We start from the raw sequence: 10,993 nt of genomic DNA, 5'->3' as shown, positions 1-10,993 counted from the left end.
GACCAGGCGGTCCCAGTACTGCGGCGGGTAGTCGTGGCCCATCCCCTCGATGATCTCGAGACGGGCGCCGGGGATGGCGGCGGCGGTGGCCCGGCCCGCCTCCAGCGACACCAGCCGGTCGGCGTCCCCGTGCAGGACGAGAGTCGGGACCTTCAGAGAGCCGAGGGCGGCCTCTCTCGACGGTGACGTGCCGACGGCCATCATCTGGCGCCCCCGGCCCTCGGGGTCCCAGCAGCGGTCGTAGGCGGCGTGGGCGTCGGCGGTGATCCGGTCGACGTCGTAGCAGGCCGGGCTCCCCCACGCCCGCAGCCCGGCCAGGTGGCGCTCGGCCGCCTCGTCGCGCGTCGTGGCCGGAGGGGCCATAAAGGCGGCCGCCACGTCGGGGTCGCGCTCTCCCGTCATCGGGCCCGGCGCCGACATGACCGACGTCATCGACAGGATCCGCTCCGGGTGCTGCAGCGCCATCGCCTGCACGATCATCCCGCCCATCGACCACCCGGCTATGTGGGCCCCCGCCGCGCCGACAGCGTCGAGGACGGCAAACCCGTCGGCGGCCATGTCGTCGACGGTGTACTTCGGTCCCCCCTTGAGATGGCTGGACAGCCCGACGTCGCGGTTGTCGAAGCGGACCACGCGGAAGCCCCGGGAGACGAACTTCTGGCAGAGCTCCACCTTGAAGTTGATGCACTGGCTTCCCAGGCCGTTCACCAGCAGGAGCACCGGGTCCCCCTCGGAGCCGAACACCTCGTAGTACAGAGACACCGAACCGTTGGTCGTCGTGGGCATGGCCGCAGTACTAGCACCCGAGGCGCCGGGCGTGCCCGCAGACCGGTCAGAAGTAGATGGCGTCCACGTAGACACCCCGCTCGCCGGTGCCTTCCGGCTCGGGCACGGCCATCCGGTAGGCGAACGGGTCGAGCTTGGCGGCCAGAGGAGCGACGACCGGGTAGGCGGGTGAGGACTCGGAGGTCACGAGGGTCATCTCGGTGTGGCCCAGCTCGACGAGGCGCGCCGCCCACGACCGCAGCAGGGCCACCTGCTCCTCCCCGGCGCCGGGCGCGAACCCGTGGTCGAGGACGACGGCGCGGGTGGACAACCGGCGCCGGCCCTCGTGCTCGGAGGTGAGGCGGATGCCGGCGAGCCACACCCCGAGAACGGCCCCGTCCCCGACGAGAACCTGGTCCCAGCTGTACAGCTCCGGGGCCCGCTGCATGCGTTCGGAGAAGGACTCGGCCGTGTGCGGCAGGTAGGCCTCCTCGGCGTCGTGGGCCCGGTTGAGGATGTCGGCCACCAGGGTGGCGTCGGCCGGGGTGGCGACGCGGCCGTGCGCCGGACCCGCCAGGGCCGGGCAGTCCAGCACCATCCGGTACACGGTGACGCTCCACGTGCCGGGCCCGCCGATCCGCATGGCCTCGGGGTTGTCGAGGGACGTGTAGCCGTAGGCGGCGTCGGTCCGGCCGTGGAAGGCGCCGAACACGTGGTTGTTGAGCGAGCTGAAGATCCCGCCCTTGCGGTGCTCGACCGGCACGCGGAGGTGGTGCAGCAGCATGACCGTGTGGTCGCGCCCGCCGATGCGCACCCGGTGCGACGCCCCGCACGCCAGGCCCAGCAGATGGCCGTCGCGCTCGGCCACGAAGCAGATGTTGTTCCCCATCAGCCGCCCGAAGCCGAGGAAGTCGGGGCCCCGGTCGTAGGTGAGAAGGGTGCCGTCACCCAGCTGCATGGGCGCCCGGACCTCGAGGTCGTTGAGGGCCGCCCCGTCGGAGTCCTGGGCGGGGCGGATGACGATGTCCTCGGGGATGGCCCGGGCAAAGAAGATGCGGCCGATCAGGTGGGGCGGGTCCTCCTCCACCTCGACGGTCAGGTTGAACGGGCGGTCGTCCCCGTAGTCGAGGTGGATCTCGACGGCGTGCGGGGATGCCTCCTTCACCCATCCCATCCGGAAGGGGCGGTCGTCGGCTTCGCGGAAGCGGGCCAGGGAGTCCTCGGCCGTCCAGGTCTCGCCGATCACCTGGTGGTCCCGGATCTCCTCGACGGTGAGGTCCCGACCCTTGGTCCGGGTGTGGCGGAGGAACCACTCCGCCTGGCGCCCGGCGGGGGTGTCGGGCAGGGCCGGCTCGTCCGCCATGGCGCCGACTCTAAGGACCGTCAGAGGCGCACGCTGCCAATTGCCACGGTCCCGGTGCCGTCGACCACCGCCAGCCGGACGGTGCCGTGGCGGGCCAGCCGCACGGAGGGCCCGAAGGTGTGCGAGCCGTCGGGCAGGGTCCACACCGCGAAGAGGAGATGGCCGTCCCCGCCCTGCATGACCGCGTGGGCGCTCCCGCCGCGGCGCGTGATCACGGCGTGGAGAGCGGGGTGCACGACGATCGGCACGGTCATCGAGTCCGTGGACCCGCCGGCGGTGACCGACACCGTCACCTGGTACACACCCGGCCGGTGGTAGGCGTGGGCCACGTAGGGACTGAACGAGGCCCGGGCCCGGCCCTGCACCGGGGTCACCGCCGTGGTTCCGTCCCCGAATTGCCAGGTGAACGGGCCCAGGGCGGGATCGGTGTCGGGACAGCCGGCAGGCGTGAACAACAGGGCCGGGTTGTCGCAGCCCATACGCGCCCGGGCGGGGTCGGCGGCGGCGAGCAGGAGGGGGGAGAAGGTCCGGGCCGGACCGAGGTCCCCGCTCGTCACCGAAGGCAGCAGCCACACCCCGGTCTGCGCCATCCGGGCGTACTGCTGGTCCAGGGCCGTGGTCTCGGCGTTGGAGGTCGGGTCGACGGAGAAGCCGAGCGCTTGGGCCTCGGTCTCTCCCGCCGTCACCGTCTGGTCCCCGAGGGTGGCGCTCGGACCGAAGATCAGCTCGTCCCCGCCCAGGTTGGTGAAGGGGGTGACATAGGCCGGGTACTCGTAGCCCAGGAAGTCCTGGGCCCCCCCGACCACGAACACCCCGCCGGGGGCGTGGATGCCCCGGCTGAGGGCGTCCCGGACGCTGCCGATGAACTCGCCCGGCTCGCTCACCAGGGCCAGGTTCCCGATGCGCAGGGTCGTGACCGGTGTTCCCACCGCCGCCCCGTAGCCGTACGGGGGGGTGAAGGCCCGGTCGTCGGGCCAGACGGTGAAGATGTTGCCGGCGGGAGCCCAGTCCTCCCCGTCGTCTCCGGCGCCGAGAACGGACAGGGCGGAGTCGGCCGGGTTGGTGACCGGACTGATCACGTTCTGCTCGGCTCCCGCCAGCGTGCCGTCGGTGATCGGACGGCCGTGCGCCAGGGCGAGGAAGACGTTGTTGGCCACCGCCGAGCCCATCTGGATGATGTCGTCGAAGGCGCGCGTCTGGGGATGGCCGTCGACCTTCGGCAGGTCGGGGCTCGGCGCGATGTCGGCCTGGAGGGGGCTGGCCTGGTTGGCCAGGGACCCCGACGCCAGCACCGCCACCCCGCCGAGGCGGGCCTCGATGATCGCCTCGGCGTAGGCGGGGAAGTCCGAGCTGATCAACGTCTCCTTGGTGGTGCCGAACAGGTCGGCGGGCCCGAACACGATATTGGGGTAGGCGGGCTCGGAGACATAGGTGGCGATGGTCCGCCCGGTGGTGGCATCCCGGGCCCACAGCGCCACGAGCGAGCCGTCGCGCTTCCAGCCCTCGAACTCGTTGCCCTCGGCCACGTCCCCACCTCCGAGCCAGGGGGCCTCGGCCGTACCGGCGGTGATGGTGGCGGCCCGGGCGTTGCTGTAGGCCTGCTCGAGGGCGCGGGTCGTCGTGGCCGCCAGCTGCTTCAGGTACCATACGTTGGCCTTGGCGGGGGAGAAGACGCCGTACACGCTCGGAACGGCGTGCTCGTGGAGCGACGAGACGATGATGTCGGCGGACGCCGCCGACGGGGCGCCGTGGGAACGGAGCCAACCGGCCGCCGCCGCCCGCACGTCGGAGATCCCGTACGGGCCCTCCTGGTAGCCGGCGAACCAGCCCTGGCTGTCCACGCTCGCCAGCTCCACCACCTGCCGGTGGCCGTTCCGGACGCTCTCGACGGCGATGGCCCGCACGGTCAGCTCCTCGGGCCGGCCGGTCAGCGGGTTGACGTGGCGCCGGACGGTTCCGCCGGTGGGACCGGCGCCGTAGCCGCCCAGGTACGCCGGCGTGGCCGGATCGATGTCCGCCACGGCCACGCCCACCCGGAAGACGGCGGGTCCGGCCGGGCGGCCGGCGGCGTGGGCCGGAGGGATCACGACGGCGCCGGTGACCAGCCCGGCGGCGCCGAGGGCGACAAGCACCAGTCGTCGGGCGGCCCCAGCCATCCCCAGCACTTCGGCGGGGACGGGCTCCCCACCTGCCCCGAGCCGGCGCCCCGGCGGAGGACCGATCCGGCGCGCCGGGTCCCGGTCAGTGCCGGGCCAGCTGCTCCGGCACCGAGCTGACCACGTTGTCCTGGCCGGAGTGGAGCACCACGTCGTTGTATCCGGAGCCGGGGGGGATGTGGTCGGCGCAGAGGCGGTTGTGCCAGGTCAGGTACATGGCCCGCCGGCCCCGCACCGGACCGACGGCGGTGGGGGGCGGCGCCAGGTGGAGGGTGTCCCCGAGGTGCATGGTGACGTCACCGGGCGCGGTGGTCACCGCCACCGTCGGGTAGTCCCCGGTGCGCAGATCCTCCGGGGTCAGGTGGGCGGCGGAGCGGGCGGGGGAGCCGGCCAGATAGTGGACCTGGCCCGTCTCGGGCGTGGCGGCGTCGAGCTGCACGCCGAGATTGATCGTCGGGCACAGGATGGGATGGCCGCCGAGGCCGCAGTCGACGTGCCAGGGGAGGTCGGAGAGGCCCTCCACCGCCCCGGGGTTCTTGAGCACCACCGAGTGGCCGTCCCCGCGCGCGTCGTCGACCATCAGGTCGGCACCCTCGGGGCGGATGGTCTCGATGAGCTTCTGCAGCCGCCCGTCCTCGTGCGCCCGCGCCAGCAGCTCCGAACGCTCGCTGATGTAGATCAGACGGCACAGGACCTCGGTGCCGTCGGCGTTCTTGGCCCACCACGACCGGTTGTCCCCGGGACGGGCCTGGGCCGTGAGCCGGTCCACCTCGCCGACCACGGCGGCAATCTCGTCGGCGGAGAAGACGCCCCGCACGTGCACGAAGCCGGCGGCCCGGAAGAACCGGCGCACCTCTTCGGCGGGTGAGTCCAGGGTGAAGCCGGCGGTCAGGTCGAGGGGGCTCCCGTCCGCCCCGGTCAGCACCACGTCCTCGGTGCGGTAGACGGGGCGCCCGGCCAGCATGGCCCGCACCACCGGCTCCCACGCCACCAGCTGCTCCAGGCCGCCCCGGGCGGCGCTGACCTGACCGCCGTAGAGGAGGCCGAAGGCGGTGTGCAGCTCGTGGGCGTAGTCGCTCCAGGTGTCGGCGCTCAGCTCCACGACGGTGGCGGCGCCGTCCGCGCCCGCCACCACCTCCACGCCCGATTGGTCCGGGACGTAGGTGTAGGCCCGCCCGTCGGGGAGGCGGAAGGCGATCGGGCGCAGTCCCGGGACGGCGGCCACGGCCCGGCCGGCCAGCTCCCCCCGGCCGTCGGCCAGCCAGCCGGGCAGCGACTCCCGGTGGAGCTCGTCGAAGTCGATCAGGGGGAATCCGGGCGCGGGCACGGGGAAAACGGTATCGGGGGCGGTACCTTTCCGCCATGAGCGACCGCGTCCTCGACCTCCCCACCGCCCGCTCGCTGGCCGCCGCCATCCGGGCCCGGGAGATCAGCCCCGTCGAGGCCCTCGAGTTCTCTCTGGCGCGCATCGACGCGGTCAACGACAAGGTCAATGCCGTCGTGTGGCGCAACGACGACGAGGCCCGGGCCGCCGCCCGTCAGGCCGCCGACGAGGTCATGCAGGGCGACCCGGCCGAGCTGGCCCCGTTCCACGGCGTCCCCATCCCCGTGAAGGACCTGACGCCGGTGGGAGGCTGGCCCGTCACCTTCGGCTCGTGGGGGGCGCCCCCCGGCGTGTCGGACGAGAGCGAGCTGATCGTCGACGCCTTCCGGGCAGCCGGGTTCCTGCTCACCACCCGGACCAACACACCCGAGTTCGGGCCGATCACCGCCGCCGAGAACGTGCGCTACGGGCTCACGCGCAACCCCTGGAGCCTCGACCACACGCCGGGCGGGTCGAGCGGGGGCGCCGGCGCGGCGGTGGCGGCCGGCATGTTCACGGTGGCCCACGCCAACGACGGTGGCGGGTCGATCCGGATCCCGGCGTCGTGCTGCGGGCTGGTCGGGCTCAAGGTCAGCCGGGGCCGGATCCCCACGCTCTACATGGCGTGGGAGGGGGGTGCCGTCGAGGGCTTCGTCACGCGCGACGTGGCCGACACCGCCGCCATGCTCGACGCGACGTGCGGCCCCGATCCCGGCCAGTGGTACAACGCGCCGGCGCCGGACCGGCCCTTCCTCGACGAGGTGGGCGCCGACCCGGGCCGGCTGCGCATCGGGCTGCTGGAACAGGCCCCGTTCGGGTTGGAGCTCGATCCCGTCTGCGCCGCCGCCGCCCGGGAGGCGGCCACGGCCCTCGAGGGCCTCGGCCACCGGGTCGACGGCGTCACCTTCGACGTGCCCCCCGACAGCCTGGCGGCCTTCCTCGACGTCGTGAACTCCGGCCTGGCCGACTACGACGTCGACTGGGACCGGGTCGAGCCGCACATCAGGGCCAACCGGGCCGCGGCGCAGGCGGTCGACAGCCTGACCTACGTGCGCTCGGTGCACGACCTCCAGCGCTTCTCCCGCGAGGTGGTGTCGCGCTGGGGCCGGGACTTCGACGTCATGCTGACCCCGACGATGACGATCCCGCCTCCCCGCGCCGGGGAGGTGCTGGCCGCCTCCCATGCGGCGGCCGAAACGGGCGGCCCGGCCCTGCCCGTGTTCCAGATGGCCGCCATCACCTCGGCGTTCAACCTGACCGGCCAGCCGGCCATCTCCCTCCCCACCCACGTGAGCCCCGACGGCCTGCCGATCGGGATCCACCTCGTGACCGGCCCCTGGCAGGAGGCCCTGCTCCTCCGCGTAGCCGCCCAGCTCGAGTCCGCCATGCCGTGGGAGAGCCGCCGCCCTCCGATCTGATGGAGAGCGGGCGCCCCCGCCCCAAAATCCACCACCTCCCGACGGTCGGGGCGTTACGGTCCCGAGCGACTCACACGGGGGCTCAGATGCAGCTGGACGACCACCCGATCTTCACCACTCCTGCGCCGGTGCCGGAGGAGCTGGCGCAGGCGGCGTCGGAACGGGGTTGGCCCGACGGGCTGCTCGAGCGCGCCCTGGCGGCCCGGGCCAACTCCGGGGACTTCGCCTTCTGGCTGGGAGAGGGCAGGCCGCCGGTGGACGTCGTGCTGCGCGACCTCGAGACGATGGAGCGGCTGCTCCACGGCCCGGTGCGGGCGCGCGAGGCCACCTGGCGCGACGGGGACGCTCTGGTCGACCTCTACGCCGATTCCCCCGAGGACGTCGGAGACCTCGAGGTGACAGTGGAGCGGGGTCCCAACCCCTGGGCCCAGTTCCGGCTCCAGGAGCACGCCAACCTCCAGGTGCTCAACTGCAAGGGGATCCTGCTGGCCGCCGCCGCCCACTCGTCGCGCAATGCCGTCGTCGGGGGTGAGAGGCTCTGCGTCCACCTGATGTCGGCCTGGCGGGTGCGCAGGGAGTTCCGCGGCTTCCGCCTCTCCCGCCTGCTCCAGATGGCGGCCGGGCCCGGGGCGTCGACGTGGTTCGGCGTCGTGACCTACTGGTACGAGCGCTCCGGCAACGCCGCCCAGGGCTGGCTCGACAAGATCCGGGGGGAGGCCGACAGCGCCCACGAGCACAAGGTGGAGGGGCTGAGCGCGACCGTGCACCGGATCCCGGCGGCTCCGCCCGGGACTTCGGAGGAGGGGCCGGGCCTGCGTATCCGTCCGGTCGAGCCGGCCGACGTGCCGGCGTGCGTGGAGCTGATCAACGCCACCCACGCCGGCCTGGACCTGTTCCGGCCCTACAGCACCGAGTACCTGGAGCAGCGGCTCGACGATCCCTTCTGGGGACCGCGCCCGTCGTTCTGGAACCACGTGTACGGGTGGGAGGACCACCGCGTCGTCGAACGGGACGGGCGGATCGTGGCGTGCGGCGGCCTGTGGGACCGGGGCCGGGACCTGCGCGAGCGCTGGCGCCACAAGCTGACCGGGGAGGAGCAGGTCATGTCGACCACCGCCCTCCTCGACTGGGGCCACGCGCCCGGGTACGAGGGGGCGATGGCGGCGCTGATCCGGCACTTCGCGGTGCGGACGGGGGAGCTGGGCCGGGTGCACCTGCTGGCGCCGCTGGAGTTCGCCCCCGAGGTTCTGGCGCTGGTGGCCGATCCGGGCGTCGTCGACGACACGCGGGCCCTGCGGTGCATGGGGTTCGAGGAGCCGGGCCAGCGGATCGTGCCGCGGGTGAGCCGGCCCTACACCGACGTCGCCTACTGGTGAGCGGTGACCTTCTACTTCAACCCTGACAAGCCGCTGGCGGAGCGGCCGCCGCTGACCGGGGTCTACCGGCGGATCGGCCGCCTGCTGTGGGAGTTCCGCGGCGGGGTGGGCCTCGGCGTCTTCCTGTCGGGTCTGTCCACCCTGCTCTTCGTCCTGCTCCCGTTCCCGATCAAGTGGCTGATCGACGGGGTGCTCATCCACCGCAGCCTCCACATCACCTGGCTGGGAACGCTCGGCACCGCCACGTCCCACGACAAGCTGCGCGCCGGCGCCCTGCTGGCCCTCGGGTACGTCGTCGTCGCCACCGCCCAGGCCCTGGTGAACGCGGCCAGCTTCTACGTGATCGCCCGCACCGCCCTGCTGATGATCCACACCCTCCGCTCCCGTCTGGTGGGCCACCTGCGGACGCTGTCGCTGCGGTACTTCGCCAACACGTCGGTCGGGGAGCTGATCTTCCGGGCCATCAACGACGCCCGGTCGATCCAGGAGGTGATGATCTTCGGCCTCACCAACTGGGCCACCCTGGCGCTGCGGATGGCGCTGATGACGGTCTTCATGGCCATCCTCGATCCGGTCCTCACCCTGGTGGCGCTCACCGTCGTGCCGGCCCTGGCGGTGACCATCCGGTGGCTGTCGGGGCGGATCCAGTCCAGCGCCCAGGTCAGCCGGCAGCACCTCGCCAACCTGACCGCCCACATCGAGCAGACCATGGGAGCCATCCGCGCCGTGCAGGTGTTCGGGGAGGAGGGAGACCAGCGCCGCCGCTTCAACGACATCAGCCTGGCCTTCGTGCGGGCCCAGCTCCGCTTCCGGCTGTCGGAGCAGACGCTCAACGCCGTCACCGTCAGCATCACCGCCCTCGCCACCGGAGGGGTGATCTACGTGGCCACCCTGCGGGTCATCCACGGGGACGTGACCGTGGGGGCCCTGTTCGTCTTCCTCACCTACATGCAGGCGATCTACCAGTCCATGAACCAGATCATGTTCGTGTTCGGACCCTTCCAGGACGCCGTGGTCGGGGTGGGCCGCACCTTCCAGGTGCTCGACACGCCCGCCGACATCACCGAGCGCGAGGGCGCCCTCGACATCCCCGGCTTCTCCGCCGCCGTCCGGCTGGAGGAGGTCCGCCTCGACCACGAGGACGGGCGGGTGGCGCTGGCCGGCGTGGACCTGGTCATCCGGCGGGGAGAGAAGGTGGCACTCGTCGGCCAGACCGGGGCGGGCAAGACCTCGGTGCTCCACCTCCTCCCCCGTCTGCACGACGTGACCGGCGGCCGGGTGACGATTGACGGCCACGACGTGCGCGACCTGAGCCTGGTGAGCCTGCGCCGCCTGGTGAGCATGGTCCCCCAGGAGCCGTTGCTGTTCTCCACCAGCATCCGGGACAACATCCTCTACGGGCGGCTCGGGGCGACCGGTGAGGAGGTCGAGGCGGCCGCCCGCGCCGCCCGCGCCGACGCCTTCATCTGCGACCTGCCGCGGGGCTACGACACCGAGGTCGGCGACCGGGGCGTGAAGCTGTCGGTGGGCCAGCAGCAGCGCATCTCGATAGCCCGTGCGTTCCTGAAGGACGCCCCGATCCTGCTCCTCGACGAGCCCACCTCGGCCCTGGACGCCGCCACCGAGGCCGACTTCCTCGACAGCCTCGAGCGGCTGATGGCGGGGCGGACGGTCGTGATCGTGGCCCACCGCCTGTCCACCATCCGCTCCGTCGACCGCATCTACGTCCTCGACCACGGCCGGGTGGTCGAGGAGGGCACCCCCGCCGGGCTGCTCGAGCGCGACGGGGCCTACCGCCGCCTGTACCAGCACCAGGCCGACAGCACGGTCACACCCCTTACGTAGCCTCGGTGGGGATGACCGCCCGGGGCCCGACCGCCACCGCCGCCCCCGGACGGGCGGCCGGCGCCCTCCCCGACCCCCTCGACGCCGGCCTCGTCCTCGGCGTCGACGGCGGGAGCCTCCTCGGCGCCTTCAACCGGGCCGGGGTGCTGGCCCCCGCCGACGTCCACGTGGCCCTCCGGCTGGGGCGCCTCGGCGGGGACGCCGACGAGCTGGTGGCGCTGGCGGCGGCGCTGGCGGTGCGGGCGCCGCGGGTGGGTCACGTCCACGTCGACCTCGCCACCGTGCGGTCGACCGCCGCGTCCGACGCCGAGGACGACGTGGACTTCGAGTCCCTGCCCTGGCCGGACGTCGGGGAGTGGGTCGAGCGGGTGGCCGCCAGCCCCCTGGTGGCGGTGGGACCCGACGGGCCCGACGACCGTCCGTTGCGGCTGGCCGGAACGGCGCTCTACCTCGACCGCTACTGGCGGGACGAGGGGTCGGTCGCGGTCGACCTCCTGGCCCGGGCGGGGGCGGCGGGCCCGGCGGTGGACGAGGGCGTCCTGGCGGCGGGGCTGGGCCGCCTGTTCGCCGACGACGTCAGTGGTGAGCAGGGGCGGGCGGCGGCCACGGCGGTACGCCGCCGGCTCGCCGTCATCGCCGGCGGCCCCGGGACCGGGAAGACCACGACCGTGGCGCGCCTGCTGGCCCTCCTCGAGGAGCAGGCCGCT

8 protein-coding genes are annotated in these 10,993 nt (G+C 73.2%); 4 read left to right on the top strand and 4 right to left on the bottom strand.

The annotated features are described in order from the left end of the window. From VFW24_01355 to VFW24_01340, 4 genes are all read right to left on the bottom strand, one after another. A partial coding sequence (locus VFW24_01355; GenBank protein HEX5265397.1) for an alpha/beta hydrolase occupies window positions 1-786 on the bottom strand: 786 nt, incomplete at its 3' end. A 46-nt stretch (window positions 787-832) separates the two neighbouring features. Then, window positions 833-2,128, bottom strand: coding sequence for a hypothetical protein (locus VFW24_01350; protein ID HEX5265396.1), 1,296 nt, complete (start codon window positions 2,126-2,128; stop codon window positions 833-835). A 20-nt stretch (window positions 2,129-2,148) separates the two neighbouring features. After that, a complete protein-coding gene (locus VFW24_01345; protein HEX5265395.1) occupies window positions 2,149-4,284 on the bottom strand; it encodes a PKD domain-containing protein in 2,136 nt (711 codons plus the stop codon). 85 nt (window positions 4,285-4,369) lie between these two features. Beyond that, the gene (locus tag VFW24_01340; protein ID HEX5265394.1) at window positions 4,370-5,611 is read right to left on the bottom strand and encodes a phytanoyl-CoA dioxygenase family protein; all 1,242 of its coding nucleotides are present in this window, start codon (window positions 5,609-5,611) and stop codon (window positions 4,370-4,372) included. A gap of 35 nt (window positions 5,612-5,646) precedes the next feature. Here VFW24_01340 and VFW24_01335 point away from each other — a divergent pair, with 35 nt between their 5' ends. From VFW24_01335 to VFW24_01320, 4 genes are all read left to right on the top strand, one after another. Further along, window positions 5,647-7,065, top strand: a complete 1,419-nt coding sequence (locus VFW24_01335) for an amidase (GenBank protein HEX5265393.1) — start codon at window positions 5,647-5,649, stop codon at window positions 7,063-7,065. 86 nt (window positions 7,066-7,151) lie between these two features. After that, on the top strand, window positions 7,152-8,441 hold the full coding sequence (locus VFW24_01330) for a hypothetical protein (protein HEX5265392.1): 1,290 nt from the start codon (window positions 7,152-7,154) through the stop codon (window positions 8,439-8,441). Between the two features lie 3 nt (window positions 8,442-8,444). Continuing rightward, window positions 8,445-10,286: an ABC transporter ATP-binding protein gene (locus tag VFW24_01325; protein HEX5265391.1), complete on the top strand. Its 1,842-nt coding sequence runs from the start codon at window positions 8,445-8,447 to the stop codon at window positions 10,284-10,286. Between the two features lie 11 nt (window positions 10,287-10,297). Continuing rightward, on the top strand, window positions 10,298-10,993 hold a 696-nt coding region (locus tag VFW24_01320), incomplete at its 3' end, for an AAA family ATPase (protein HEX5265390.1).

This window comes from Acidimicrobiales bacterium (assembly GCA_036273495.1).
GTDB lineage: Bacteria > Actinomycetota > Acidimicrobiia > Acidimicrobiales > JAJPHE01 > DASSEU01.
Note: the sequence above shows the minus strand (reverse complement) of the source record. Positions and strands in the feature narration are given on the sequence as shown.

Bases quoted from the DNA above. Each gene is read 5' to 3' on its own strand.
- VFW24_01350 (HEX5265396.1), bottom strand. From the start codon at position 2,128: ATGGCGGACGAGCCGGCCCTGCCCGACACCCCCGCCGGGCGCCAGGCG.
- VFW24_01345 (HEX5265395.1), bottom strand. From the start codon at position 4,284: ATGGCTGGGGCCGCCCGACGACTGGTGCTTGTCGCCCTCGGCGCCGCC.
- VFW24_01335 (HEX5265393.1), top strand. From the start codon at position 5,647: ATGAGCGACCGCGTCCTCGACCTCCCCACCGCCCGCTCGCTGGCCGCC.
- VFW24_01330 (HEX5265392.1), top strand. From the start codon at position 7,152: ATGCAGCTGGACGACCACCCGATCTTCACCACTCCTGCGCCGGTGCCG.